At 71.2% G+C, this 26204-nt stretch carries 27 protein-coding genes; 16 read left to right on the top strand and 11 right to left on the bottom strand.

Features of this window, described 5'->3' with window-relative positions; all coding sequences use genetic code 11:
• Nucleotides 1-5: 5 nt before the first annotated feature.
• Nucleotides 6-917 carry an LLM class flavin-dependent oxidoreductase gene (locus tag H4F70_RS01320; RefSeq protein WP_182358732.1) on the top strand — a complete coding sequence of 304 codons (912 nt, stop codon included), beginning with the start codon at nt 6-8 and terminating at the stop codon, nt 915-917.
• Between the two features lie 24 nt (nt 918-941).
• On the opposite strand, the gene H4F70_RS01315 is transcribed toward H4F70_RS01320, so the two are convergent.
• Nucleotides 942-1799, bottom strand: coding sequence for a PaaX family transcriptional regulator (locus tag H4F70_RS01315; protein WP_182358731.1), 858 nt, complete (start codon nt 1797-1799; stop codon nt 942-944).
• Between the two features lie 215 nt (nt 1800-2014).
• Here H4F70_RS01315 and boxC point away from each other — a divergent pair, with 215 nt between their 5' ends.
• The 5 genes from boxC to H4F70_RS01290 all read left to right on the top strand — a co-directional run bounded on the left by boxC (nt 2015) and on the right by H4F70_RS01290 (nt 7294).
• Nucleotides 2015-3721 carry a 2,3-epoxybenzoyl-CoA dihydrolase gene (gene boxC, locus H4F70_RS01310; protein WP_182358730.1) on the top strand — a complete coding sequence of 569 codons (1707 nt, stop codon included), beginning with the start codon at nt 2015-2017 and terminating at the stop codon, nt 3719-3721.
• A 3-nt stretch (nt 3722-3724) separates the two neighbouring features.
• Nucleotides 3725-5323 carry a benzoate-CoA ligase family protein gene (locus H4F70_RS01305; RefSeq protein ID WP_182358729.1) on the top strand — a complete coding sequence of 533 codons (1599 nt, stop codon included), beginning with the start codon at nt 3725-3727 and terminating at the stop codon, nt 5321-5323.
• A complete protein-coding gene (locus H4F70_RS01300) occupies nt 5320-6345 on the top strand; it encodes an NAD(P)/FAD-dependent oxidoreductase (RefSeq protein WP_182358728.1) in 1026 nt (341 codons plus the stop codon). Before H4F70_RS01305 ends, H4F70_RS01300 begins: the two co-directional genes overlap by 4 nt.
• Before the next feature lie 83 nt (nt 6346-6428).
• The gene (gene fdxA, locus H4F70_RS01295; RefSeq protein ID WP_182347032.1) at nt 6429-6758 is read left to right on the top strand and encodes a ferredoxin; all 330 of its coding nucleotides are present in this window, start codon (nt 6429-6431) and stop codon (nt 6756-6758) included.
• Nucleotides 6755-7294 carry a DUF6158 family protein gene (locus tag H4F70_RS01290; RefSeq protein WP_182358727.1) on the top strand — a complete coding sequence of 180 codons (540 nt, stop codon included), beginning with the start codon at nt 6755-6757 and terminating at the stop codon, nt 7292-7294. Before fdxA ends, H4F70_RS01290 begins: the two co-directional genes overlap by 4 nt.
• 64 nt (nt 7295-7358) lie before the next feature.
• Here the strand turns inward: H4F70_RS01290 and H4F70_RS01285 are convergent, their stop codons facing one another.
• A complete protein-coding gene (locus tag H4F70_RS01285) occupies nt 7359-8720 on the bottom strand; it encodes an MFS transporter (protein ID WP_182358726.1) in 1362 nt (453 codons plus the stop codon).
• Between the two features lie 361 nt (nt 8721-9081).
• On the opposite strand from H4F70_RS01285, the gene H4F70_RS01280 reads away from it, so the two are divergent.
• Nucleotides 9082-9678, top strand: a complete 597-nt coding sequence (locus H4F70_RS01280; protein ID WP_182358725.1) for a TetR/AcrR family transcriptional regulator — start codon at nt 9082-9084, stop codon at nt 9676-9678.
• A gap of 70 nt (nt 9679-9748) precedes the next feature.
• Here the strand turns inward: H4F70_RS01280 and H4F70_RS01275 are convergent, their stop codons facing one another.
• Nucleotides 9749-10609 (bottom strand): enoyl-CoA hydratase/isomerase family protein, encoded by an 861-nt coding sequence (locus H4F70_RS01275; protein ID WP_182358724.1) that lies wholly within the window; start codon nt 10607-10609, stop codon nt 9749-9751.
• A gap of 105 nt (nt 10610-10714) precedes the next feature.
• On the opposite strand from H4F70_RS01275, the gene H4F70_RS01270 reads away from it, so the two are divergent.
• The gene (locus H4F70_RS01270; protein ID WP_182358723.1) at nt 10715-11263 is read left to right on the top strand and encodes a TetR/AcrR family transcriptional regulator; all 549 of its coding nucleotides are present in this window, start codon (nt 10715-10717) and stop codon (nt 11261-11263) included.
• A 177-nt stretch (nt 11264-11440) separates the two neighbouring features.
• Here the strand turns inward: H4F70_RS01270 and H4F70_RS01265 are convergent, their stop codons facing one another.
• The gene (locus H4F70_RS01265; RefSeq protein WP_182358722.1) at nt 11441-12325 is read right to left on the bottom strand and encodes an arylamine N-acetyltransferase family protein; all 885 of its coding nucleotides are present in this window, start codon (nt 12323-12325) and stop codon (nt 11441-11443) included.
• A 159-nt stretch (nt 12326-12484) separates the two neighbouring features.
• On the opposite strand from H4F70_RS01265, the gene H4F70_RS01260 reads away from it, so the two are divergent.
• On the top strand, nt 12485-14050 hold the full coding sequence (locus H4F70_RS01260) for a hypothetical protein (RefSeq protein WP_182358721.1): 1566 nt from the start codon (nt 12485-12487) through the stop codon (nt 14048-14050).
• Between the two features lie 31 nt (nt 14051-14081).
• Here H4F70_RS01260 and H4F70_RS01255 read toward each other — a convergent pair whose 3' ends face one another.
• Nucleotides 14082-14657 (bottom strand): lipoprotein LpqH, encoded by a 576-nt coding sequence (locus tag H4F70_RS01255; RefSeq protein WP_182358720.1) that lies wholly within the window; start codon nt 14655-14657, stop codon nt 14082-14084.
• Nucleotides 14658-14752: 95 nt separating this feature from the next.
• Here H4F70_RS01255 and H4F70_RS01250 point away from each other — a divergent pair, with 95 nt between their 5' ends.
• Nucleotides 14753-15226: a hypothetical protein gene (locus H4F70_RS01250; protein WP_182358719.1), complete on the top strand. Its 474-nt coding sequence runs from the start codon at nt 14753-14755 to the stop codon at nt 15224-15226.
• 115 nt (nt 15227-15341) lie between these two features.
• Here the strand turns inward: H4F70_RS01250 and H4F70_RS01245 are convergent, their stop codons facing one another.
• Nucleotides 15342-16463, bottom strand: a complete 1122-nt coding sequence (locus H4F70_RS01245) for an NDMA-dependent alcohol dehydrogenase (RefSeq protein WP_182358718.1) — start codon at nt 16461-16463, stop codon at nt 15342-15344.
• Between the two features lie 147 nt (nt 16464-16610).
• On the opposite strand from H4F70_RS01245, the gene H4F70_RS01240 reads away from it, so the two are divergent.
• Entirely contained in the window at nt 16611-18044 is a 1434-nt protein-coding gene (locus H4F70_RS01240) for an aldehyde dehydrogenase family protein (protein ID WP_182358717.1), read from the top strand.
• Between the two features lie 127 nt (nt 18045-18171).
• Here H4F70_RS01240 and H4F70_RS01235 read toward each other — a convergent pair whose 3' ends face one another.
• Together H4F70_RS01235 and H4F70_RS01230 are read right to left on the bottom strand one after the other, a co-directional pair.
• Nucleotides 18172-18342, bottom strand: a complete 171-nt coding sequence (locus tag H4F70_RS01235) for a hypothetical protein (RefSeq protein WP_182358716.1) — start codon at nt 18340-18342, stop codon at nt 18172-18174.
• A 107-nt stretch (nt 18343-18449) separates the two neighbouring features.
• Nucleotides 18450-19169: an IclR family transcriptional regulator gene (locus H4F70_RS01230; protein WP_182358715.1), complete on the bottom strand. Its 720-nt coding sequence runs from the start codon at nt 19167-19169 to the stop codon at nt 18450-18452.
• 124 nt (nt 19170-19293) lie between these two features.
• Between H4F70_RS01230 and H4F70_RS01225 the strand changes: the two genes are divergently transcribed.
• Genes H4F70_RS01225 through H4F70_RS01210 form a run of 4 tightly spaced genes read left to right on the top strand, consistent with a single transcriptional unit; the run spans nt 19294 to nt 23822 of the window.
• Nucleotides 19294-20511: an amidohydrolase family protein gene (locus H4F70_RS01225; protein ID WP_182358714.1), complete on the top strand. Its 1218-nt coding sequence runs from the start codon at nt 19294-19296 to the stop codon at nt 20509-20511.
• Between the two features lie 46 nt (nt 20512-20557).
• Complete coding sequence (locus H4F70_RS01220) at nt 20558-21283, top strand: class II aldolase/adducin family protein (RefSeq protein WP_182358713.1); 726 nt, start codon at nt 20558-20560, stop codon at nt 21281-21283.
• 8 nt (nt 21284-21291) lie between these two features.
• Nucleotides 21292-22215, top strand: coding sequence for an NAD(P)-dependent oxidoreductase (locus tag H4F70_RS01215; protein WP_182358712.1), 924 nt, complete (start codon nt 21292-21294; stop codon nt 22213-22215).
• Complete coding sequence (locus tag H4F70_RS01210) at nt 22212-23822, top strand: ABC transporter substrate-binding protein (RefSeq protein WP_182358711.1); 1611 nt, start codon at nt 22212-22214, stop codon at nt 23820-23822. The genes H4F70_RS01215 and H4F70_RS01210 overlap by 4 nt, the downstream gene beginning before the upstream one ends.
• A 72-nt stretch (nt 23823-23894) precedes the next feature.
• Here the strand turns inward: H4F70_RS01210 and H4F70_RS01205 are convergent, their stop codons facing one another.
• Nucleotides 23895-24275 carry a PPOX class F420-dependent oxidoreductase gene (locus H4F70_RS01205; RefSeq protein ID WP_182358710.1) on the bottom strand — a complete coding sequence of 127 codons (381 nt, stop codon included), beginning with the start codon at nt 24273-24275 and terminating at the stop codon, nt 23895-23897.
• 98 nt (nt 24276-24373) lie between these two features.
• Between H4F70_RS01205 and H4F70_RS20310 the strand changes: the two genes are divergently transcribed.
• Nucleotides 24374-24505 (top strand): hypothetical protein, encoded by a 132-nt coding sequence (locus tag H4F70_RS20310; RefSeq protein ID WP_372497629.1) that lies wholly within the window; start codon nt 24374-24376, stop codon nt 24503-24505.
• On the opposite strand, the gene H4F70_RS01200 is transcribed toward H4F70_RS20310, so the two are convergent.
• Together H4F70_RS01200 and H4F70_RS01195 are read right to left on the bottom strand one after the other, a co-directional pair.
• Nucleotides 24484-24654, bottom strand: coding sequence for a type II toxin-antitoxin system RelE family toxin (locus H4F70_RS01200; protein ID WP_372497630.1), 171 nt, complete (start codon nt 24652-24654; stop codon nt 24484-24486). The genes H4F70_RS20310 and H4F70_RS01200 overlap by 22 nt on opposite strands.
• A 78-nt stretch (nt 24655-24732) precedes the next feature.
• The gene (locus tag H4F70_RS01195) at nt 24733-26190 is read right to left on the bottom strand and encodes an acyl-CoA carboxylase subunit beta (RefSeq protein WP_182358709.1); all 1458 of its coding nucleotides are present in this window, start codon (nt 26188-26190) and stop codon (nt 24733-24735) included.
• Nucleotides 26191-26204 lie beyond the last annotated feature (14 nt).

Below are 26204 nucleotides of genomic sequence, written 5' to 3'. Positions count from 1 at the left end.
GCGCCATGGACGTCTACGTCACCCTGGGCCCCGACCAGGAGTCCGCGTCCTCCGTCGCAGCAGCGGCGGAGGACGCGGGCTTCGACGGGGTATCCTTGGGCGAGCACCTGTTCTTCCACGGCGCCACGCCCAACGCGTTCGTCGCGCTCGCTGCGGCCGCCGGCGCCACCTCCCGGATCCGGCTGCTCACCTCCGTGGTGATCCTGCCGCTGTATCCGCCGGCGCTCGCCGCCAAGCTGGCCGCGACCCTCGACCGGGTGTCCAACGGCCGGCTCGACCTGGGTGTTGGCGTCGGCGGCGAGTACCCCGCCGAGTTCGAGGCCGCGGGGGTGGACGTGCGCACCCGGGGCCGCCGCACCGACGAGTCGCTCGAGGTGCTGCAGCTGCTGTTCACCGGCGCACCGGTGGACTTCGACGGCGCGTTCACCCGCATCCGCGGCGAGGCGCTGCAGCCTCGGCCCGTCCAGCGCCCCGGGCCGCCCGACTGGCTGGGCGGGCGGAAGCCGATCGCGATGCGCAGGGCCGGCCGCTTCGCCGACGTGTGGTTCCCCTACATGTACAGCCCCGAGCAGTTGGCCGTATCGCTGGCGCAGGTGCGCGCGGAGGCCGAGCGCGCGGGCCGCGACCCGTCGTCGGTGCGCGGGGCGGTGTTCTGCTGGGGAGGGGTCGACGACGCCGACCGCGCGCGCTCCCGCCGCGAGGTGGTCGACACCGTCAGCGGGATCTACCAACAGGATTTCGAACACCTCGCGGACCGCTATCTGCTGCACGGCACGCCCGACGACGTCGCCGCGCGGGTCCGCGAGTACCGGGACGCCGGCGCGGAGACCCTCGTGTTCTCCCCCGTCGGCGACGGGACGCGCCGCGACGAGATCGTCGCGACGTTCGGCGACGGGGTGCTGCCGCACCTGCGGTGAGCGCGCCCCGCCGCGGGTACGCGCCTATCCCGCGCCGGCCTCCCAGGCCTCCCACGCCGACTGCGCCGGCTCGTGCCAGACGGCGTGGCAATCGCGGAACGCGCGCGCGGCGGCGGGGCCCGGCCAGTCGTCGGGGAGCAGCCGCGCCGGCAGGTCCGGGTCGAGGAACGGGAAGCGCCGCCACGCCTGCACCAGCCGCACCTGCGCGGCGAACGCGTCCGCCGGGGCCAGCCCGTCCTCCGGCACGAAGACGTCGACGAACTCGCGGTACTTCCCACCGACCTCGTCGAGCTTCCAGGCGGCCTCGATGAGCGCCTGGCGCTCGCCGACCTCCGCCCACCGCCCGGTCCACACGAACGCGGTCCGGCGCAATCCCAGTCCGTCCAGCACGCCCTCGATCTCGTCGAGCTTGGCAGCGTCCGGCACCACCCACAGCCCGGGTGCCGGCGAGCCCATGCCCAGCCAGGTCAACTGGGTGCGCAGCCGGTGCCGCAGCTTGCGCTGCGCCTCCGGCACCGCCACCGACAGCAGAAGCCAGAACCCGTCCCAATCGTGCTCGTCGGCCAGGAACGTGTAGATGCGCGCAGTGCCCTCCCGCAGCAGCGCGGCGCCCGCCGAGGTGAGACTCCAACGGGTGCGGCGGCCGTTCCGGGTGGATTCCAGGAGCCCTTCCGCCGAGGCGCGTGCGATGGCCTGGCGCGCCGACTTCTCCTCCACGCCGAGGGCGCCGAGGGATTCGAGCAGCGTGGATGTCCACACGTCGGTGCCGCGCGGGTAGACGAACTCGCCCAGCACGGTGAGCAGCAGCGAGCGCGCGCTGGCCCCGCCGAGATCCGCACGGGCCGCGGCGAGGGACGCACCCGCGGTATCGGTGAGGGACACCTCGGCTCCTTTCGCCGGACTTCGGTGGCCGGAACCGCGGCGGTCCAGGCACTTCCGGGCACCCCGACCGCCCTGTCACCCGGCAGAGCAGGACGCGTGTCCTACGATAACGCATCGGTTCTTATTCTACATTTTCTTGACGTTCCCTATGTCCGGTGTAGAGTGATGTGCATCGCATCCCTGCGCCCGCCACGCCACCAACGAGAGGTCCCCCGATGACCGTCATCGACAACGACGCCCCCGCCACCGCCGGCGGCCACGCCCCGGTGGTCGACTTCGACACCGAACCGTCCGCCTACCGCCACTGGAGACTCGAGTTCGACGGCCCCGTCGCCACGCTCACCCTCGCGGTGGACCCCGACGGCGGCATCGTCCCCGGCTACGAGCTCAAGATGAACTCCTACGACCTGGGCGTGGACATCGAGCTGTACGACGCGGTGCAGCGCCTGCGCTTCGAACACCCCGAGGTCACATCGGTGATCGTCACCGGCGGCCTGGACCGCATGTTCTGCGCCGGCGCCAACATCCGGATGCTCGCCGCCTCGCCGCACGCATGGAAGGTGAACTTCTGCAAGTTCACCAACGAGACCCGCAACGGCATCGAGGACGCCACCGCGAACTCCGGTCAGACCTACATCGCGGCCGTCAACGGCACGTCCGCCGGCGGCGGCTACGAGCTCGCCGCCGCGTGCGAGCAGATCCTCCTCGTCGACGACGGCACCTCCGCCGTCTCGCTGCCCGAGGTGCCGCTGCTCGGCGTGCTCCCCGGCACCGGCGGCCTCACCCGCGTCGTCGACAAGCGCAAGGTGCGCAAGGACCGGGCCGACATCTTCGCCACCCGGCAGGAGGGTGTGCGCGGGCAGACGGCGGTGGACTGGGGGCTCGTCGACGGGCTCGCCAAAGCCTCGGCGCTCATGGACGACGCCCGCGAACGCGCCCTCGCCGCCGGCGCCGGCTCGCAGCGCCCCGGCGGCGCCCAGGGCGTGCGCCTCACCCCGCTGCAGCGGACCGTCGGCGCGGACTCCCTCGAGTACTCCAGCGTGTCCGTCGCCCTCGACCGCGACGGGCGCCGCGCCGACATCGTCATCACCGTCCCCGACGAGGCGCCGCCCGCCGACGCCGCCGGCGCGCTCGCACAGGGCGCCGGGTACTGGCCGCTGCGCGTGACCCGCGAGCTGGACGACGCGATCCTGCGCCTGCGCACCAACGAGCAGGAGATCGGCACCTGGGTGTTCCGCGTGCGAGGCGACCACCAGCGGGCCCTCGCCTTCGACGCGCAGCTGCGCGCACTGTCCGCGGACTGGTTCATCAACGAGGTCAACCAGTACCTCAAACGCACGCTCAAGCGCCTCGACGTGACGAGCCGCAGCCTGTTCTCGGTGATCGAGCCGGGCAGCGCCTTCGACGGGTTCCTCGCGGAGATCGCCCTGGCTTCGGACCGCCAGTACATGCTCGACGGCGTCTACGAGGACATCGACCCGGACGCGACGCCGGCGAGCGTGACGCTGACCGACTCGAACTTCGGCCCGTACCCGATGGGCAACGGGCTGACCCGCCTGCAGTCGCGGTTCTACGGCCACGGCGAGCAGGTGGACGCCGTCGCCGCGGAGAAGGACACCGCGCTGGACGCCGCGGCCGCCGACGGCCTCGGCCTGGTCACGATGGCCCTCGACGACATCGACTTCGAGGACGAGCTCCGCATCGTCCTCGAAGAGCGGGCGTCGCTCTCGCCCGACGCCCTCACCGGGATGGAGGCCAACCACCGGTTCGTCGGCCCCGAGACCCTGGAGACCAAGATCTTCGGCCGTCTCACCGCCTGGCAGAACTGGATCTTCATCCGCCCCAACGCTTCCGGACCCGAGGGCGCACTGCGCCGCTTCGGCACCGGGCAGCGCGCCGACTACGACATGAAGCGGGTGTAGCCGATGGCCCCTTTCAACGCAGCAGATTTTCTGGTGCACCGTCAGGTCCGCGACGGGTTCGCGGCCAAGACCGCCGTGGAGGGTACGCGCACGCGCACCTACGGCGAGCTGTCCGACGACGTGGCCCGCGCCGCCGCCAACCTGCGCGGGCTGGGTCTGCACACCGACGACCGCGTGCTGCTCGTCATGGTCGACGACGTGGAGTTCGTCGTCACCCTCCTGGCCGCCTTCCACGCCGGCCTGGTGGCGGTGCCGATCTCCACGATGTACGAGGGCCACGAGCTGGCGGAGATCGTCGCCGACTCCGGCGCCCGTGCCGTCGTGGGCAGCGCCGAGTTCGCCGGCGCGGTGAACGCGGCGGTCGCGGCATCGCCCGAGGTGGAGCACCTGATCACCTCCGGCGACTTCGCCGCCGAGGTACCGGACCGGGTGCACGTACTCCGGTGGGACCGACTCACCTCCGCGCCCTCCGCCCCCATGCCGGACCCGGCCCCCACCGACGACGACGCGTGGGCGCTGTGGCTCTACACCTCCGGCACCACCGGCAAGCCGAAGGCCGCGATGCACCGGCACGCCAACATCCGCCACGTCTACGAGACCTACGGGCGCCGGACGCTGGGGATCACCGCGGAGGACCGGTGCCTGTCGGTGGCGAAGATCTTCTTCGCCTACGGCATCGGCAACTCGGTGTTCTTCCCGCTGGCCGCCGGCGCCACCACGATCCTCGAGCCGCGGAGGCCCAACCCCGAGGTCTTCGCCGAGCGGGCCCTGTCCGCGCGGCCCACGCTGTACTTCGGCGTTCCCACCTTCTACAACGCGATGGTCCACTCCGGGGTGCCGGACGACGCGTTCGCGTCGGTGCGCCTGGGCGTCTCGGCGGGCGAACCGCTGCCCAAGGCCCTGCAGGAGAAGGTGCTGGCGCGGTTCGGCTTCGAAATCCTCGACGGCATCGGATCCACCGAGGCGCTGCACATCTTCCTTTCCAACGTGCCTGACGACATCCGGCACGGCACCACGGGCCGGCCCGTCCCCGGCTGGGACGTGGAGGTGCGCGACGCCGACGGGCACGTCTGCCCGCCGGGCGAACCGGGCGAGCTGTTCATCCGCGGCGCCAGCCTGGCCGTCGGCTACTGGCGGCGCACCGACGCGCAACGCTCGGTGTTCCTGGGCGATTGGATGCGCACCGGCGACACCTACATGCGCGACGAGGAGGGCGTCTTCACCTGCCTCGGCCGGTCCAACGACCTGCTCAAGGCCGGCGGCATCTGGGTCACGCCCGGCGAGGTGGAGGCCCGGATCCTCGCGCACCCGGCCGTCCTGGAGGCGGCCGTCGTGGGCAGCGAGGACGAGGCGGGACTGGTCAAACCCGTCGCCGCAGTGGTGCTGAAGACCCCGCACGACGACATCACCGAACACGAGATCATCGACTGGTGCCGCGACGGACTCGCCCACTTCAAGGCGCCCCGCGCCGTGCGCTTCGTCGACGAACTCCCCAAGACCGCCACCGGCAAACTCCAGCGGTTCCGCGTCAAGCAGCAGCTCGCCGGCGCGCTCACCGCCCCCCAGCCGGAACCCGCCGGAATGACAGGAGAGGCCCGATGACCGCACACGATCTCGACATCCTCATCGTCGGCGCAGGCCCCGTGGGCCTGTACGGCGTGTACTACGCGGGCGTGCGCGGCCTCAAAGTCGGCGTCATCGACTCGCTCTCCGAGGTGGGCGGGCAGGTCAGCGCGCTGTACCCGGAGAAGCAGATCTTCGACATCGCCGGATACCCGCAGGTCAAGGGGCGCGACCTGGTCACCGCCCTCGCCACCCAGGCGGCGCAGGCCGACCCTGTCTACCTGCTGGGCCAGGAGGCGCAGGAGCTGGTCGAACACGACGTCGCGGACGGGGACAGCGCGCGCCGGTTCACCGTCACCACCTCCACCGGGGACCTGGTGCACTGCGGCGCGATCGTGCTCACCGCGGGCATCGGCACCTTCACGCCCCGCAAGCTCCCCGCCGGCGAGGAGTATCTGGGCCGCGGCCTCGAATACTTCGTGCCCGACCCGCTGCCCTATGCGGGCTCGGACGTGGTGGTCGTCGGCGGCGGCGACTCGGCGCTGGACTGGGCGCTCATGCTCGAGGAGCACGCCAGGTCCGTCACGGTGGTGCACCGCCGCAAGGTGTTCCGCGCCCACGCCGCCACCGTCGCCCAGGTGGAGGCGTCGACGGTGCGGATGATCACCGACGCCGAGGTGGTGTCCCTCGAGGGCGGCGACCGGCTGGCCAAGGCCCACGTCAAGTCCAAGGGCACCGACGACGAAGAGGTCGTCCCCTGCGGGAACGTGGTGGCCGCGCTGGGGTTCCTCGCCAACATCGGCCCACTGCGCGAGTGGGGCATCGAACTGCGCGACAACCGGCACATCGTCGTCGACTCGGCCATGCGCACGACGCGCGCCGGCATCTTCGCCGGCGGCGACATCACCGAGTACGAGGGCAAGGTGCGGCTCATCGCCGTCGGGTTCGGCGAGGTCGCCACGGCCGTCAACAACGCCGCGGTGCACCTGGACCCCGACGCGCAGCTTTTCCCCGGGCACTCGACCGACGAACAGCCCGCGCCGCAGCCGGCGACGGCTTAACCTTCCACTCATCAGCAGCATCCGCGGCCCCGTGGCCCGCCGCTGCCGCGCCAGGCATGTGCGCATCGCGAAAGGAGCGAACCATGCCCTACGTCATCGCCAGCCCGTGTGTGGACGTGATGGACAAGTCCTGCACGGAGGAGTGCCCGGTCGACTGCATCTACGAGGGCGACCGCAAGCTCTACATCAACCCCAAGGAATGCATCGACTGCGGCGCCTGCGAGCCCGTCTGCCCCGTCGAGGCCATCAGCCAGGACCGCCGCGTCCCCGACGAGGAGGAGGCGTTCATCGCGAACAACCGCGAGTTCTTCGAGTCGGTGCTGCCCGGCCGCGACGAGCCGCTGGGCGCCCCCGGCGGAGCCCACAAACTCGGCCCGGTCGGGGTCGACACGCCGATGGTGGCGGAGCTGTGACCGCCCCGCTGGGCCGTCCGGCCCGGGTGTTGACGGACGAGGAGCTCGAGCACCAGGGCACGCAGGCGCACGCCACCCGCAACTGGGTGTTCCTGCACGGCACGGCGGCGCAGTTCGCCACGCACACCGCCCGCATGCTCGAGCTGGAGCAGGAGTACATCCGCCGCTTCCCCAAGCGCACGTGGCAGGGCTCCGGCGGCGCGCCGGCCGCCGCGGGCGACGAGGTGGAGCAGATGAAGGCGGCCATCGCCGGGATCGTCGTGCAGCTGCAGGCGCTGCTCGAGATCACGCCGGCCGAGCCCGCCGGCGGCGACGTACCCGGGGACCCGGTGGACGCGCTGCTGCGGCGCGTCGCCGAAGCCCCTGGCGGCCGGATGCACAAGCTTGTCGTGCACCAGGCCGCACGCGAGCTCGGCATCAGCCGCGAGAAGTTGGCCGAGCTCTACAAGGGCGACCCGCGCCTGCTCGACACCGAGAAGGGCGACCGCGTCATCACCGAGGCCGGCAAGGCACGGATCGCCGCCGCGGCGCAGTGAGGCGCCGGCAGAGCCGTCCGACGGTCCGGCGCCCGGTGCCGCAGCGGCACCGGGCGCCGGACCGTCACAACGCGGTGGACCCTTCCGAACGGGCCGGGGCCGGCGCGGCGTCGTCCGCGGTGAGGTCGCGGCCCCGCGTCTCGGTGATCATCGCGAGCGCGGTGATCGTGACGGCGGCCGTGACGATGATGATCAGGCTCAGCGGCCAGCTCGACTCGCCGGCGACCGCGAGCAGGCTGGCGGCGATCAGCGGAGTGAACCCGGCGCCGATCAGGCTCGCGCCCTGGTAGCCCAGAGAGGCTCCGGTGTACCGGACGGTGGTGCCGAACATCTCCGAGAGCAACGGCACCAGCGGCGCGAACATCAAGTTCTGCAACACCTGCCCGATCACCAGACCCACGATCATCAGCGACACGTCGCCGGTGTTGATGAGCATGTACATCGGGAAGGCGAATCCGACCGCCCCGACGGCGCCGATGAGCACCGTGGACCGCCGGCCGATGCGGTCCGACAGCGTGGCCGCCGCCGGAATGGCGGCCAGCGACACCACCGACAGCAGCACCAGCACCTGCATCACGGTCGACTCGTCGTAGCCGATGCCCGTCGCATACGCGATGATGTGCGACGTCATGAGCGCGGTGAGGGCGAACGGCGCGATGCCCGCGGCGCACGCGAGCACCACCGGCTTCGGCTTCGCGAGGAGCTCCCGCAGCGGGGTGCGGTCGGCGCTCTGCTCCTGCGCGCGCTCCGCCGCCTGCTGGAACACCGGGCTCTCGACCACCTTGCTGCGCATGTAGAGGCCGACGGCCACGAGCAGGGCGCTCACCAGGAACGGGATCCGCCAGCCCCACGAGTGCAGGCTCTCCTCCGGCAGCAGGCTGACGATCGCCACCGCCACCGTCGACAGCAGGAACCCGATGGGCGAGCCCAGGTTCATCACGCCCGACCACTTTCCGCGGTTCTCGGCGTCCGCGTGCTCGACGACCATCAGTGCGGCGCCTCCCCACTCGCCGCCGACGGCCAGGCCCTGCGCGACACGGAGTACGACCAGCAATACGGGGGCGGCCACGCCGATCGACGCGTAGCCGGGCAGCAGCCCGATGAGGAAGCTCGCGCCGCCCATGAGCGCCATCGTGACGATGAGGATGTGCTTGCGGCCGAACCGGTCGCCGAAGTGGCCGAAGATGATCCCGCCGAGCGGGCGGGCGACGTACCCCACCGCGAGGGTGCCGAACGCCGCGATCGTCGAGACCACCCGGCTGTCCCCCGGGAAGAAGACCTCGCCGAACACCAGCGCCGCCATCGTGCTGTAGAGCAGGAAGTCGTAGTACTCGAGCACGGTGCCGAACAGACTCGACAGCGCGACTCTGCGCAGCTGCGCGCGCGACGACTCCGGGCTGCCGGAGGCCCGGCCGGGTTCTTCCATCTTGCTCCACCTATCAGTCGGGCTCGCGTGACCGTTCCGGCCGGCGTCGAGGTTCGGGTCCAGCAACGACCTCGGTCGTAACCAAGCATTTGCTTGTTAGCAAGCTAGAGCGGTGACGCCTGACACGTCAAGTCCGCATCCGGCCGCGATGACCGACGCACTTCTGGCGAAATACGACGGACAATGTGGTGTTATGACGCCTCGGGCATGCGAACCCCCGCTGCAACTTCTCCCATCCTGCGGGAACCGAGCGTTCGCTCGCTACGCGGTGCCCCTGCGTTCGCGGTGGCGACGGAACGCGGAAGCCCCGCCGGCGGAACCGGTGTATCGTGCAGCCTGCACGGAAGACGATGGAGGGGTCGTGCCGACGGAGACAGCGACGAACGCCGCGCGGAAACGGCAGCGGATGCTGCAGGCCGCGACGGAACTGTTCGCGATGCACGGCCTGGCGGCGACGTCGATGCGGACGATCGCGACGAGCATCGACATCCAGCCGGGCAGCCTCTACAAATACGTCGAGTCGAAGGACGCGCTGCTCCAGGAGATCATCGTCCACCACCTTCGCGCGGTGAACACGGAGTTCCAGCACGTCGTGACGCTCTCTCTACCTCCCGCACAGGAACTGGGCGAGCTCATCCGCAGATCGCTCGACCTGGTCCAGCGCGATCCGTATTCGCCCCAGATCTGCCGCAACGAGGAAGGTGCCATCCGCCTCCTGGCCGGCTACGACGAGATCCGCGCACTGGCGGCGGCCAACCACGCACTGTGGGTGGCCTCCATCGAGCGCGGCGTGGCCGAGGGCGCCTATCGGCCGTCGATCAACCCTGCCGCGGCATACGAGCTGATCAAGGACGGCATCTGGCTGACCGGCCGATGGTTCACGCCGTCCGAGGACTACTCCGCTGCCGACCTCTCTGTGGAGTGCGTCGAGTTCTATCTGAACGCTCTCGTCCGATAGCACCTCGCCGGGATCGTGACGCCCTGCGAACCGGCCGCGCGCCCCTGCGGAGCACGCGGCCGGCGACCGTTCAGGAGCGGTGGGCCCAGGGGATGGACTCGAGCAGACGCTCCAATGCCAGTTCGCCGTCGCGTGTCTGCCCGCCGCGATCCATCAGCACGCGAAGTCGGTGGACGATGTCGTCCGGCGAGGGATAGACCTTCGCGTGGGCGGCGGCCTCTTCCGCAAGACGCGGAACGGGTCCGCTCGCCTCGGCGGCGTCCAGCGCCTCCTTCGCGGCGGCGGCCACGCCCCGGGGAAGGCCGGCGATACGGCGGGCGAGGGCATCGACGAACGCGTCGAGGTGCTCGTCCGGCACCGCGCGGTTGATCCACCCGTAGCGCTCGGCGACGGAGGTGCCGAGCAATTCTGCGCCCAGGACGATCTCCAGTGCACGGGCCCGGCCCACCAGCCGGTTGAGGTACTGCGTGCCGCCCCCGCCGGGGAAGATGCCCATCAGGGACTCCGGCTGGGACATCCAGGTCCGGTCCGCGGCGGCGAATCGCATGTCTGCGGACATCGCCAGCTCGGCGCCTCCCGCGCGGGCGTAGCCGCGCAGCTTCGCGATCGTCACCTGAGGCAACGTGCGCAGGCGTTCGTTGAGCTGCTGAAGCGGGTTGAGGTCCGCGTCGGCGTCAGGGTCGGCCAGGGCCTCCAGGGTGCCCGGATCGAAGGACCACTCGAAATCCGCGTGGGCGGAGAAGAACTCCGGGTTGGCCGACTGGAAGACGATCACGGCGATGTCCTCGTCGTCCGCCATCCGGGCTGCGAACGCCTGGAGATCGCCGGCCAGCGTGGCGTCGACGGTGTTCACCGGCGGGTTGTCGATGGTCACCCAGGCGATCCGACCCTCCGTGCGGACCACCAGGGACTTGTAGCCGTCGTAGCTCATTGCTGCACTCCTCCGCGCGGATGCCTCAGCACTGCCGCCGCATTGTTTAGTCGTTGTTACATAATCACGATAGCACGTTCTTTAGTGTGCGATACACTATGAGACATGGCAGGCAGACCCAGATCGTTCGACAAGGACGCCGTACTCCGGATGGCGATGCGCGCCTTCTGGGAACGCGGATTCGACGGAGTGAGCGTCGCGCAGCTGTGCGCAGAGGCGGAGATCGCCGCACCCAGCCTCTACGCGGCCTTCGGCGACAAGGTCGCGCTGTTCGACAAGGCCTGCGGACTCTACACAGAGCAACTGGACGCGAGCCTGGAAAGTGACTTGTCGGCCCCCACGGCACGCGAGGCGGTCGAGCGCCTGCTGCGGACCTCGGCCGAGCATTTCTCCGCCCCCGGCCAGCCCCCCGGCTGCCTCGTCATGAGCGAACCGCGCCTCGCCGAACGACGCGGCAAGACACGGGAGATGATCCGCGAACGTCTGCGCCGGGCCGCCGCCGAGGGGGAACTCGCGTCGGTCACCGAAGCCGACGGCGTGGCCGCATTCGTCGACACCGTACTGGCCGGGATGGCCGCCCTGGCCCGCGACGGCGCCGGCCGCGCCCGCCTGTTGGACGCAGCCCGCTACGCGTCTGCCGCCTGGCCCGCGTAGCGCTCGTTCCCGACTGCCTCACCGGAACACGCATCGGTCGTCAACGCGCACGCACGGCCCAGCGGCCGATCGCCGACACGCCCCTCCGCGGCGGGCCGACCGTTCGTGACATCGCCCCGCGGCGCTACTTCCACAGCCGGCCAGAAGCATGGGCACAGGCGTGACGGCCCTCGGCCTCTACGCAGAGCCTGCGCCGCCCCGCCGCAGTCCCCCGACCTTCGCGGCGAGCAGATCCCGTTCCCCGTCGGCCAGGCGCAACCCCAGTTCGCGCACTCCGTCCACCACCTCGGCGACGGAGATCTCCGAGTGCTCGGTGGGCCGGCCCGCACAGCGCACGGTGCGTGCACCCTCGGTGATCGTCACGTGCCCGTACGGCATGTGCCGCATGACCATCAGGTGGTTGACGAACGGAGAGTCCGGCTCGCATGAGGTGATGAAGTGCCCGGTGCGCACATCCGCCGGCTTCACCGGCAGCCCGTCGGTGCAGTGCTCCACGGCGCCGTCACGACTCAGCACCCACACGGCGGCGCCGTCGTCGTCGGCGCGGTCGAGCCGCGCGGTCCGCCCGCCCAGATCCTGCGTCGCGCCGTCCTCCAGCGGCAGCGGGCGGATGAGGCTGTACCCGAACCCCGGGTCGCAGAGCCACCACCGGCCGTCGGCCCGCACCTGCACGCTCATGTGCGTGCGCGTGTTCGTGAGGGAATGCACGCGACCGAGCGCCCTGCGCACGGTGAAGCCCAGGTGCTCGGCGGCGGCCGCGAAGATCTGCGCGTGCTCGAAGCAGTAGCCGCCACGCCCGCGCCGCACCAGCTGGTCCTGCACGGCGTCCGGCGCCACCCCCGGGTGCGTGTCCAGCAGAACGTCGGTGTTCGCGAACGGCAATGTGCGCACGTGCGATTCATGCAACGCGGCGAGCAGCTCGATCGACGGCTCTGCGCCGGCCGGGGCGTCCAACCCGATCGTTCGCAGGCATCCGGGGATGTCGAACAGGTCGGTGCGCCACGACGCCCCTGTCAGCGGGGTCGTCCCGGGGTGCTCGGCGGGCGTCCTCTCGACTGGCATCGGTCATCGACCCCCTGTGATCTGTTGCACTTGCATTGTTTCGTCGATACATTCTGACACGACCATTGTCGTTACGAACTGCACCGACTACCGCCGGAGGGGCGGCCGTGCCCGATCCATGCGTGCGCGGCCGCCGGGACCCGGATGCAGGAGCCACAGATGACACGACGCGCCGGAGCCGTCACCCGCGGGGCGATCGCGAGCGCGGGCGCGCTGGCTGCGGCGATCGCCGTCGCCGCGCCCGCCGGGGCAGTGCCGGGAACACCCGGCCTCGGCCCCCTCGGAACCGCCACCGTGCACGGCGATATCTACTCCACCGACACGATCCCCGGCGTCGGCCCCGGCACGCAGACCGGTGTGCGTGCGTCGATCCCCGGCGGCACATGTTCGTCGGTGTTCGTCGGGAGCGACGGCATGCCCGTGGCACTGTGCACCGCCTACGTCGGCACCGACCCGCTCGAGACCACACCGCCCATGGTCGTGCTGCTCGACCCCGCCACCGCCGCGGCCCTCGCCCGCATGCAGTTGGCGAAGGGCGCATTGCTCGGCGGCGTGTACGGCTACCTCGACGATCAGGACCGCGTCGTCGTCGCGGACGGCGCGGGCGTCCTTCACGCCGTCGGGCACGCCCGCGACTCCTCCGGTGCGTGGACCCTCACCGACGAGGTGATCGCCGATCTGGGCCCGCTCATCCGCGACGGTGACTACGTCACGGGCCTCGCCCCGGGGGTCGACGGCCGCATCTGGTTCGTCACCGTGAACGCGGTGGTCGGCACGGTGGTCCCCGGCGATCCCGCGTCGGCGCGGATCCTCGACCTGCCCGCCGACGCGGGGCAGCCCCCGGGCGAGCGCGTGTCCAACGGCATCACGGTGCGGCCCGGTGGCGCCTCGGTGATGACGAGTCGCGCCCTCTACGAGGTGGACCAGGGTGAGGACGGTCAGCCGCACATCCGGTGGCGGCGGGCCTACGATCCCGGCGCGGCCCGGCACCCCGGGATGCTCAGCCACGGCTCGGGCTCCACGCCCACGTACTTCGGGCCGAACCAGGACGACTACGTCGCCTACCTCGACGCCGCAGACCAGTCGACGCTGTTCGTCCTCGACCGTGCCAGCGGCGACGTGCGCTGCGCGATGCCCGCGTTCGCGACCACCCTGCACCCGGAGACCGCCGCGCCAGACGGCAGGCTCATCGAGGGCCCGGCCCAGTCCGAGAACTCCCCCATCGCGCTCGCATCCCCGGGCGGCGGCGAGTGGTCGCTCATCATCGCGAACACCTACGGCTTCCAGTACTTCCCGATGGCCGTCGACGGACCGGCGATGCCCGCGCAGGCACCGTACCGGGGCGGCATGACGTCGATCGCCACCGACGGCAGCGGCTGTACGCGGCAGTGGACGTCGAACACCCGCACCGCAACGCTGCCGAAGGCCACCACCGGCGACAGGCTCATCCACGGCCTGTCCTACGGCGACGCGCCGGACTCCGGCGTGCTGGGAGACGTCCTCACCAGCGGTATCGCGCAGAAGACCGGTCCGGTGTTCTACACCGCCATCGACGCGGACACCGGCGACGAGGTGGTGCGCTCGTTCGTCGGCACCGCGCCGGTGGACGAGCCGATGGAGCTCACCGGGACTGTCGCACCGAACATCGGCGACGGCGACGGGCCCGGCGTGTACTGGCAGGGAACGGTGGGGCGCATGCTCCGCATCGGACCACCGGCGGGATGATGCGCTGCGGGCCCGCCACGCCGGGCCGGGCCTACGGGCAGGTGAACTCGACCTCCATGCGGCCCGGTTCCTTGGTGTCGTCCTGAGTCACCGCGGAGGACACGCGGTAGTGCGACCCGTCGACGGTGATCTGCGCGCCCGCCCTGTCGGCGTCGGTGGCCTGCCACTCGTCGCGCCCCTGCTCAAGCTCGAAGTCGTCGAGCTTGGGCGGATCGGAGAGGACGATCTCCACCTGCAATTCCCTGTCGGCCGCCCGGTCCTGCGCCTCGAGATCGATCTGCGGAAAGCCCTCGTCGTGCTCGTGGTCGCACCGCACGTCGGGGAAGCCGACATCCTGCGGGGCGCCGTTCAGCACCACCGACGTCACGGTGGCGCTCGCTCCGGCCCCCGGCGCCGGCTGCCCCGTCGCACCACCGGTCTGGGCGGTACCCGTCTGCGCGGTACCGGTCTGCGCGGCGCCGGTCTGGGCGGTACCCGTCTGCGCGGTGCGCGCAGCATCGCCCTGGCCGTCGTCGGACGAGGAGCACGCCGAGGCGCCCAGCGCGGCTGCGACCGCGATCACCGCGGCGGCCGCCCGGACGCCCTTCCTGTTCGCTGTCCCACTCATGGCGCCGACGCTAACAGACCCGGCGGCCGCCCGGGCGCCTCTCGCGGGCCGGCCGGTGGTAGACCGGACGCACCCCCTCGGCGAAACGGAATCCGATGACCAGCCTGTCCTCCGGCGCGGAAAGCACCCTGTCCGGCATCCTCATCCTCACCGCATGCCTGTGGATCGGGGGCATGGTGACGGTGGTGTTCGTCGCGCGCACCAGTTCCGCCACACTGGAGCCGATGGCGCGGGTGTCGTTCTTCCGGGCGTTCGGCCGCGCCTACGGGATCTTCGCGACGATCGACCTGCTCGTGGGCCTCATCGCCGGCGCGGTGCTGCTGGGCACGGCGCCGTGGACGGGCATGAGCACCGCGCTCACCGTGCTCGCCGCCGCTCTCGTGGTGGCCTTGGCGTGGGGGATCGTGCAGGCCCGGAACATGACTCGGCTGCGCCGCCGGGCCGAGGAGAGCGGCGGGGCGCTCGACGGCCACGTCGCGCGCGGCGGCCGGTCGGCGGCCGCGCTCCGCGGCGCCATCGGACTGCTCACCTTCGCACTGTTCGCGGTGGGGCTGGCGCACTGGCTGTGAGCCGGCGCCGGTCCCCACGTGCGCTTTGGTGGACATTTGGTCGAAATTCCGCCGATTTCCAACCAAATGTCCACCAAAGCCGGGTGTCCGGTGACGGGCCACCCGCGGGGAACGCTCAGTCGAACACCAGCACGCCGCGCAGGTTCACCCCGGCCTCCATGTCTTCGAACCCCTTCGCCACCTCGTCGAGCGTGTAGGTGCTGGTGACCAGCGAGTCCAGCTCCAGCTTTCCGGCCGTGTACATGTCGATCATCCAGGGGATGTCCGCGGTGGGGTTGGAGGCGCCGAACAGCGAGCCCACCAGCGTCTTCTGGTAGAGCGTGAGCTCGAGCGGGCTGATCGGCAGGCCCACGTCGGTCATCTTCCCCAGGCCCGTCACGACGCACACCCCGGCCTTGCGGATCGACGAGAACGCCTGGGCGATGTGCTCGCCGGTGGTGTTGCCGACGGTGATGATCGCGGCGTCGGCGCCCTGACCGTTGGTGAACGTGCGGGCGAGTTCGGCCGCCTCGTCGATACCGGCCACCGCGTGGGTGGCGCCCAGGCGCAGCGCGCTCTCGCGTTTGAATGCGACCGGGTCGACGGCGATGATCCGCGACGCGCCGGCGTGCGCCGCGCCCTGGACGGCGTTGATGCCCACGCCGCCGGTGCCCATGACGATCACCGTCTGCCCCGGATACACCTGCGCAGAGTTCACCGCCGCACCCCACCCGGTGCCGACGCCGCAGCTGAGCAGGCACAGCCGGTCCAGTGGCAAGGACTTGTCGAGCACCTTGATCGCGTTGTCCACGTGCACCGTGGTGTATTCGCTGAAGGTCGCCAGCCCGCACGTCTGCCCCACGGGCGCGCCGTCGAGGAGCATGCGGTGGCTGTCCGGGGCGTCGGGCCGGCCGCCCGTCATGATCGCGGCGCCCCGGTCGCACAGGTTCTGCATGCCCGACGCGCACCACCGGCACTTGCCGCAGGCGGCGAGGAACGAGAACACCACGTGGTCACCCACCGCGAAGCCCTCGGTTTCCGGACCCACGCGCTCCACGACGCCCGCACCCTCGTGTCCGCCGCATATCGGGTAGTTGTTCACCGCGTGGTCGCCCGCCGCGATGTGTGCGTCCGAGTGGCACAGGCCCGACGCGACCATGCGCACCATGATCTCGTCGCGGCGCGGCTCGTCCAGTTCCAGGTCCACCACCTCGAACGTCCCCGGCGCCTGCTTGATGACTGCTCCCCGCGTGCGCATGTGTCCTCCTGGCTAGTCGGTACTCCAGGTCTACCGGCCCGATCTGCCTGCACCGCAGCACAGTTCCACTGTGCAGGAATTCCCTGTCGCGTCGGTCACAGCCGTTCTAGCGTCGAACCGGTCCGACCCCGAGGTTGAGGAGCACGTATGACCACCGTCGCAGAGTCCGGTTCCGCCGCAGCCGCCATCGCGGCGCTCGACGACGTCCTCGCCCGCCAGCGCGCGGCGCGCCGCGCCGAGGGGATGCCGTCCGCTGCTGTGCGCCGCGCCCGCATCCAGGCCGTGATCGACCTTCTGGTGGACGAGTACGACGCGATCGTCACAGCCGTCGACGAGGACTTCGGCGGCCGCCACCGCGGCTACTCGATCATGAACGACGTGCTCGGCTCCCTCGGCTCGCTGAAGTCCTCGCGGGACCGTCTCGAGGAGTGGATGGCACCGGAACACCGCAAGGCGTACGCGCCTTACGACCAGTACGGCGCCACCGCAGAGATCCGATACACCCCCAAGGGAACCGTCGGCATCCTGGGCACCTGGAACGCCCCGGTGTTCACCCTGCTCAGCCCGCTCGCGTCGGCGCTGGCCGCGGGCAATCGGGCGGTGCTCAAACCCTCGGAGGTGGTGCCGCGCACCGCGGAGACCCTCGCCCGGCTCTTCACCGAGCGCATCGACCCGCTCGACGTCGCCGTGGTCACCGGCGGGCCCGCGGTGGCCGAGCAGTTCACCACGCGCCCCTTCGGGCACCTCGTGTTCACCGGCAGCACGTCGGTGGGCCGGGCGGTGATGCGCAGCGCCGCCGAGAACCTGGTGCCGGTGACGCTGGAGCTGGGCGGGAAGTCGCCGACACTCGTGTCGCGCAGCGCGGACCTGGCCGCAGCCGCCGGAAAGGTGGCGGGCGCCAAATCGAGCAACGGCGGGCAGCTGTGCGTGAGCCCGGACCTGGTGTACGTGCCGCGCGAATCGGTCGACGCGTTCGTCACGGCGCTCACCGGCGCGTACTCGCAGCTCGTACCCACCGTGCAGGGCAACCCCGGGGCGATCAGCATCGTCGACGACCGCCATGCCCGGCGCGTGGCCGGCCTCGTCGACGACGCCCGCACCCGCGGCGCCCGCATCGAAACCGTTCCCGACGAGCAGCCCGACGGACGCCGCACGCCGCTGCACGTCGTGGTCGACCCGCCGGAGGACACGGCGGTCATGCGCGAGGAGCTGTTCGGCCCGGCCGTCGTGGTCCTCGGCTACGACACGGTGGACGACGTGCTCGGCGCCCTGGGCGAGCGGCCCGCGCCGCTGGCGCTGTACTGGCTGGGCACGGACGACGACGAGCTCCAGACGGTGCTCGACGGCACCACGTCCGGTGGCGTCACCGTCAACGACCTCATGCTGCATCCCGGGCTCGAGGACGCGCCGTTCGGCGGCGTGGGCGATTCCGGCATGGGCCACTACCACGGGCGCGAAGGATTCGTGGAGTTCAGCCACGCGCGCACGGTGTTCCACGCGCCCGCCGGTGCCGGGCAGCCGCCGGCCGCGCTCTACCCCGAGGGCTTCGAGCAGATGATGGCGTCGATGATCACGCGGTGAGGGCGGGCCGGGAACGTCCTCGCGGGTGACGGCGGCGTCGGCATCAAGTTCGGCGCCGCCGGCGTCAGGTTCGGCGCTGCCGGCGTCCGCCCCAAGAGGCTTCCAGGCACGAGTCTCTCCCCGATCTTCACCGCCGCATCGTGTCCGGCAGTACGTGGTCGTGGTGGGTGCTGACGCCCGGGGTGCAAGACCGCCCGGAGTTCTCCGTCGCGCAAGTGCCGCCCGCCCACAACGCAGGGTCGAGCGCCACCGCGCCGGCGGGGCTCCGCGACCATCCGGGGCGTGACGGGTCGATCATGGGTGTGCGCTCCTCGAGTGGGGCCGTCCGGGGTGCTGATCCGCGGAGGAGCACCCGGTTCTGCACCACTCGGCGGGGGCGTACGGCCGACTACGCGCCGAGCAAAGTCACCTGCGGCTCAACTCGAGCGCCACGTCGTGCAGCAGCGCACCGATGCCGTCGTAGCGGTCCGGGGTGAGCCGCTGCGCCGGCCCGCTGGTCACGACGGCTCCGACCGGCGCCCCGCCCGCAGTACGGACTGGGCTGGCGATGCTCGTCCACCCCGGTTTCACGTCCCCTTCGCACACCGCCCAACCGCGGGCAGCGATACGCACGTATTCAGCGTCGGGCAGCAGCCCGGACGGATCGGCGAACAGCGCCCGCCGCGCCGCCGCATCGAGGGCCGCGCACACCGCCCGCCCCCCTGCGCTGGCATCAGCGGCGATGCGCTGGCCCGGGTACAGCGCGGTGCGCACCACCTGGCGGGCCTCGGCGATGTCGACCACCACGAGATCGGCGCCGTCGAGTAGGGCAAGGTGTGCCGTCTCCCCGGTCTCATCACGCAGGGCGCCCAGTAGCGGCCGGGCCCGCGCGACCACCGGCGACGATGCGGCGGCGTGTCCCGCGATCGACAGCGCGCGGGTGGTCAGTTCCCAGACGCCCGGCCCGCTCGGGGCGATCCAGCCGGTGTCGTGCAGCGTGGCGAGGGCGCGCTGCAGGGCGCTCTTGTCCTCACCCAGCGCCTCGGTGAGTTCGGCCAGGCCCGCCGGCTGTCGCGCCGCGATGGCCTCCAGCACGCGCAGGCCGCGCGCGAGCGTCGCCGATGTCTTGACTGCGATCTGGATCACTCCTAATCTTGAACTAAGTGATAGATCTTATCACATAGTGATACTCACACATTTCTCGATACATGTCCCTCGATGCACGTTTCCCTGACGCCCGAACTCCCGCGACACGATCCGGAGGCATCCGATGACGCTCACCCCCGAAGACCTCGACCCCGCGCTGTTCGCCCCCGAGCCGCAGCCGCAGGACACCCGCTACACGATCATCTCGGTGGACGACCACGTCGTGGAGCCGCCGCACCTCTTCGAGACCTGGATGCCCGCCAGCCTGCGCGACCGCGGGCCGCAGATGGTGCAGAACGAGCACGGCGCCCAGGTCTGGGAGTTCGACGGCGACATCTATTCGCAGGTGGGAATGAACGCTGTCGCCGGCCGGCGCAAAGAGACGGTGAAGTACGAGCCGTTCCGCTTCGACCAGATGCGCCCCGGCTGCTACGACATCCACGCCCGGGTCAAGGACATGGACTTGGGCGGTATCTGGGCCATGCTCAACTTCCCGTCGCAGATCACCGGTTTCTGCGGCCGCGTATTCGCCTTCGCGAAGGACCGCCAGGTAGGTATCGCCGCCACCAGGGCGTGGAACGACTGGCTCTACAACGAGTGGTACCTCGAATACCCCGAGAGGGTGATCCCCGGCGGCATCACCTACCTCACCGACCCGGTCGAGGCCGTCAAGGAAATACGCCGTAATGCCGAGCGCGGCTTCACCTCCGTCACCTTCCCCGAGCGCCCGCACGCCATCGGACTGCCCTCGCTATGGGACCGCGAGCACTGGGACCCGATCATCGCGGCCTGCGTCGAGACCGACACCGTCATCTCGCTGCACGTGGGCAGCTCGGGGATGTACGCCTACCCGAAGGGGGCGCCCGGCCTGCAGCTGGGCGCGACCATGTTCGGCCAGCTGTCACTGGGCGCGTGCTCGGAGTGGCTGTGGTCGGGCTACCCCAAGGACAACCCCGCGCTGAAGATCGCCATGAGCGAGGGCGGCATCGGCTGGGTGCCCATGCTCATCGACCGGCTCGACAACATCATCGACCGCTCGGGCTACGGCCTCGGCTGGGACGAGCGACCGTCCGACGTCCTGCGCCGCAACTTCTGGTTCTGCACCCTCGACGACCCGTCCACCATCGCCCTGCGGCACGTCATCGGGGTGGAGAACATCATGCTCGAGACGGACTACCCGCACGGCGACGGGACTTGGCCCGGCACCCAGGACGTGCTCGACAAGTACTGGGCGGGCATCCCGGCGAACGAGCTGCGCATGATGTGCAGCGAGAACGCCGCGAAGCTCTACCGGCATCCGCTTCCCGCGACGGTGCTGCCACGCGACGGGCAGGAGCGCTGACGTGGTCGCCGTGTCGAATGGTTTCACCCCTGCCCGGGATCGGCTGATGCCGGAGCTCGATGTGCGCGAGGAGATCGTGCTGCTGGGCCGCACGCTGTGGGCGGAAGGGTACTGCGATCACCTGGCCGGGCACATCACGGTGAACATGGGCGACGGGACGCTGCTGTGCAACCCGTGGCTGCTCACCTGGGAGGAGATGATGCCCGGGGACGTGCTGCGCATCGACCTCGACGGCAACGTCATCGAGGGTGATTGGCCGGTGCCGCTGGGGATCCCCCTGCACTTGGCGCTGCACGTGGCCCGCCCCGAGGTGCAGTACGCGGTGCACAATCATTCCGAGTACGGCACGGTGTGGAGCGACCTCACGGCGGTTCCGCCTGCGTACGACCAGAGCTCGAGCCTCGGCGGCGGCGAGGTGGTGCTCGTGGACGAGTACGAGGGGGCCGTGAACAGTCGTGAGGCCGCGGATGCGGCGGTGCGCGCGATCGGCGATGCCGATCGGGCGATCCTGGGCGGGCACGGGGTGTTCGTCATCGGGGACACCGCGCGGGCGGCATTCCTGCGCGCGGTGGCGCTGGAGCAGCGGGCGAAGAACGCGTGGATGGTGCGGGTGGCGGGCGGCCCGGAGAAGTCGTCGCTGCCGGACTGGTGGATGGATCGGCAGGCCAACAGCGACGGCAACGGCTACCACGGGTTCTGGGAGGCGGCCGTGCGCAAGGCCCTCCGGGACGAACCCGCACTCGCGGCGGAGGTGCTCGGGCGGCAGCGATGATGACGCCGATGACCACGCCAGGCCGGCCGATCCGCGTGCTCGTGCCGCAGCCGCGTGGCGTCGACGCGGTGCTTGCGGCCTGCAACGCCGACGTGATGCTGTACGCCCCGGAGGCGCCCGAGGCCTTGCCGGCAGGCGCGGAAGACGCGCAGGTCCTGGTGGTCGACCGGCACCCCGACGCGTCCACCGCCGCGCTGCTGCCCGCCTTGCCGCGGTTGCGGATGATCCAGTTGTTCAGCTCGGGCACCGACAGCTGGGAGGCCGTCGCGCCCGCGACCGTGCGCGTCGCCGGCGTCACCGGCGTGCACGGCCGGACCGTCGCCGAATGGGTGATGGCGCAGCTGCTCTCGCACCACCGCCGCCTGCCGGGCTTCGCCGAGGCCCAGCGCCGTCGCGACTGGCGGGCGGAGCGCACCGGCACACTCGCCGGCGCACGCGTGCTGGTGTTCGGGGCGGGCGACATCGGCACCCACCTGCGCGCGATGCTCTCGACCTTCGGCGCTGCAGCCGACCTGGCCGGCAGAGCGGCCCGCAAAGGTGTGCTGGATACGCGCGGGGCCCGCGAGAACCTGGGCCGCTACGACATCGTCGTGCTCGCCGTCCCGCTGACGCCCGCGACCGGGCACCTGGCCGATGCCGGCTTCTTCGCACGGATGCGCCCGGGCGCCGTCTTCGTCAACGCGGGGCGGGGACCGCTGGTCGATACGGATGCGCTGGTCGAGGCCGCGCGCACGCGGCTGGGGCACGTCGCCCTGGACGTCACCGATCCCGAACCGCTGCCCGCTGCACATCCGCTGTGGGCCATGGACAACGTCGTGGTCACGCCCCATATCGCGGGCATCACCGACGACGTGATGGACCGCTGCTGGGCGGGGGTGGCCCGCGGCGTCGCCCGATTCGCCGCCTCCGCGCCCGGAGAAAGGGAACCATGACAGGATTCGTTGCACGCAGACCCCTGCGACTCGGCGCCGTGCTCACCGCCGTCGCGATCGGACTCGCCGCATGCTCGAGCGGCGGCGGCGACGGAAGCACCGACGCGGCCGGCCTCGGCACGCTGAGAGACGGCATGATCAACGTGGCCGCGGATGAGGGTGCGCCCCACGACGGCGGCACGCTCACCTACGGCGCCTTCTCGGAGCCGACCTCGCTCGATCCCGCCAAGACGATCGCCGCGGTGACCACCGGGGGCGTGGAGATGCTCAACATCTACGGCTCGCTCATGCGCTACGACGCGGCGGCCGACGCCGTCGTGCCGCAGATGGCGACCGCCCTGGACCACGACGACGCCTTCTCGACGTGGACGCTCACCCTGCGCGACGGGGTGGTCTTCTCGGACGGATCTCCACTGGACGCTGCGGCGGTCAAGGCCAGCCAGGAGCGGTTCGGCGCGGCGGGCGGGCCCGACGCCGCCCTGTGGAACGACAACGTCGCCGCCATCGATGCGCCCGACCCGCACACCGTCGTCTACACGCTCGCGCGCCCCTGGCCGGGATTCGCGCACACGCTCACGTCCGGAGCGGGGATGATCGTGGCTCCGGCGGCCGGCACGCCGGGCGACGGCTTCACGCCCATCGGCGCCGGCCCGTTCACGCTGCAGGAGTGGCATCAGGGCGATGCGATGACGCTCACTGCCCGGGACGACTACTGGGACGGCCGGCCGCCGCTCGATGCGGTGAAGATCGTGTATCTCCCGACCACGCAGACCGCCATGGAGACCATGTTCAACGGCGGCATCGACATGACCTATGTCCGCTATCCGCAGGACGTGCAGAAGATGCTCGATCGGGACACGCCGGGGTATGTGAGCATGACGGCGGCGGCCAATGTCACCCTCATCAATGCGGCCCCGGGCCGGCCCGGGGCTGATCCGCGCCTGCGCAAGGCGATGCAGCTGGCGCTCGACAACGACGCCATCGCCCAGCGCGCCTATGGCACTGCGGAATTCGCCGAGGGCGAGCTTTTCGGCGCCTACTCCCGGTGGCACACCGACGTCGCGTCGCCGGTGCAGGATCAAGAAGAGGCGCGCACGTTGGTCGCCGAGGCGAAGGCCGACGGCTTCGACGGACAGCTCGTCATGGTCAACGGTCCCGAGCAGGCCAAAGGGCAACAGGCGCTGGCCATCCAGGCGCAGCTCGACGCAGTGGGCTTCGACGTCGACTCGCAGATCATGCCGACGACCGGCGACCAGATCCGGCGCATCGCGGCGGAACGCGACTACGACCTGGGGTCGTGGGGACTGAGCCTGCGCGATCCCGACCCGTTCCCCAAGATGTCGTCGGCCATGCACAGCGGCGGAAAGCAGCTCTACGGAATGCATACGAGCCCGGAAATGGATGCGCTCATCGACGCGTTCCAGGCCGATCCCGACGCCGCCTCCCAGCGCGCGACGATGGCCGACATCCAGCGGCAGATCAACGAGGATGTGCCGTTCCTGGTGCACGGCTATTACCCCGAGTACCTCGCCTGGCTGCAGGACGTGCACGGCGTCGTCGGATCAGCCAACACGATGGTGCTGCTCGGCAATGCTTGGAAGGCGTGAGCGCGTCAGGGGTGGGTACGGCAAGGCCGCCGCGGCGTGCGTCCACCACCAAGGTTCCCCCGCGCCTGCCCCTCATCCCACGCGCACGGCGAGGCCCACGGTGCCGGCGCGACCGCGCCGCAGCAGGCTGCCCTTGATGAGGATCCACCCGAGGACGCCGTACTTGCGCGCGATGACGGCGCGGGCCCGGTCGGTGCCGGCGCCGTCGAGCACCTCGGCCACCGCCTCGACCTGGGGGCCTCGGGCATTGCCGCGCACATCGCAGGCCGCAACGGTGACCCGCGGTGTGCGCTGGATGCGGCGCACCTTCCACGAGTCCGTGACGGTCCACATCAGCAGTTCCCCGTCGTCCATCGCCGCCCACAGTGGAGTCGGCACCGCGCTGCCATCCTTGCGAAATGTGGTGAGCAGGGCGTACTTCGCCGAGCCGATCTCACCGAGCGTCGTGGTCATGGAGTCAGGGTACGCAGCGGCGCGGGGGTGAGATGATCGGCCGGCATCCTGCTCAGCGGCATGGCCGTCGGGCAGGCCCCGCGACGAAAGGATCCCGCGTGAGGGACGCCCCTATCCCGTTCGAGGCGCACGAGTCGGACTCGCTGCCGTACGGGACCAAGGCCGACCTCGCCGTAGGTGACCTGCTCGTCCCCGACCGCCGGCCGGGTCATGCACTTCCCGTGCGGTAGGCATCTCGACGGTGCGCCACGTCGAGCACCGTCACCGTGCGGGCGGCGTCGTCGATGCGATACAGCACCCGATACGTGCCGCGACGAGCGCTGTACCTGTCGTCGAGGGGAGCCTTGAGACGCTTGCCGACCCGGACCGGATTCGACAACAAGGCTCCGGTGATGAATTCGTACGCGGCGAAGGCGGGCGCCTCGGGAAGGTGCTCGGCGAGTTGTCGCCGGGCCCCTCACCCCCGCGCGGTGCGGAGCGCGGCGAGCAGCCGGTTGCGCAGCTCGCGCGGGTCGATGACATCGTCGTAGGTGGCGGTGCGGGCGAGTTGCCACGGCCCCGACGCCTCGTGCTCCACCAACGCGCGCCGCGTGTCGTCGTCGGCGCCCGAGGTCGCCCCGCCCACGGCGGCCGGGATGCCGCCCAGCATCGCGCCCGGGAAGGCGAGCGAGACCGTCTGCCCGCCGAAGGCGTTCTGCCCCATCACCGAGCTGCCGAAGCCGAACGCCTTGCGCACCGTCACGTGCAGCTTGGGCACCTGTGCGCGGTGCTGGGCGACGAACATCCGCGCCGCCTCGCGCAGGATCCCCGCCCGCTCCGAGGCGCCGCCCGAGAGCACGCCCGGGTTGTCGGCAAGCTGCACCAGCGGCAGGCCGAAGCCGGCCGTCGTCTCGACGAAGCGGGCCGCTTTGCCGGCAGCGGCCGCATCGATGGCTCCCGCGAGCGCGGCCGGCTGGTTGGCCAGCACCGCCACCGGCCGCCCGCCCAGGCGCGCCAGCGCGGTGATGAGCGATGGCCCGTGCGCGGGTTGCACCTCCAGCAGCGAGCCGTCGTCGACGAGCTCGCGCAGCACCGCCGTCATGTCGTACGGGCGCCGCGGGTCCGGCGGAATGAGGTCGAGCAATGCGTCGACGGCGCGCTCGCCGTCACCAGTGTCGGCGCACGGCGGCGGGTCGCCCGCGCACGACGGCAGGTACGACAGGTATCGACGCGCCAGCTGCAGCGCCCCGTCGACGTCCGCGGCCACATTGTGGGCGACCCCGCTGACGACCGCGTGCACCTGCGGACCGCCCAGCTGCTCCTTGGTCACCTGCTCACCGGTGGCGGCCCGCACCAGCGGCGGTCCCGCGGTGAACAGCGACGCGAGGCCGTCGACCATGACGACGAAGTCGGCCAGCGGCGCGGCGAGGGCCCCGTGCCCGGCGGACGGGCCGGTGACGATCGCGACGATCGGCACGGTGCCGGCCAGGTCGGCGAGCAGCTGCAGGTCGTTGGGGGCGGGCCGCTGCGGCTCGAGCATGTTGGTGGCGCGATGCCCGGCGCCCTCGAGCATGAGCACCAGCGGCGCACGCTCCTGACCGGCCAGCGCGGCGACCCTTGCCCGCTTGGTCGCGGCCGCGGTGCCGATGGATCCGCCCGACACCGAGAAGTCCTCGGCGCCGACGAACACCGGCCGCCCGTCGATGAGGCCCGACCCGGTCACGAAAGCATCGGCGGGCGTGTCCGGCGCCCCGGCGAGCAGCCCGATCTCGGTGAAGGTGCCGGGATCGAGCAGCCGTGCGATGCGCTCGCGCGCGTCCACCCGTCCCGCCGCCCGGTGCCGGCGCAGCTTGTCTTCGCCGCCCATCGCGCGGGCGGTGGAGCGCCGGCGTGTCAGTTCGCCGAGTAGCGGCGCCCAGTCGTCACGATTCGTCATGGCGCCATCCTTCC

Origin of the sequence: Tomitella gaofuii, assembly GCF_014126825.1 — a bacterium.
Classification (GTDB): Bacteria; Actinomycetota; Actinomycetes; order Mycobacteriales; family Mycobacteriaceae; genus Tomitella; species Tomitella gaofuii.
The sequence above is the reverse complement of the archived record's forward strand: the minus strand, read 5'-3'. Positions and strand labels throughout refer to the sequence as shown.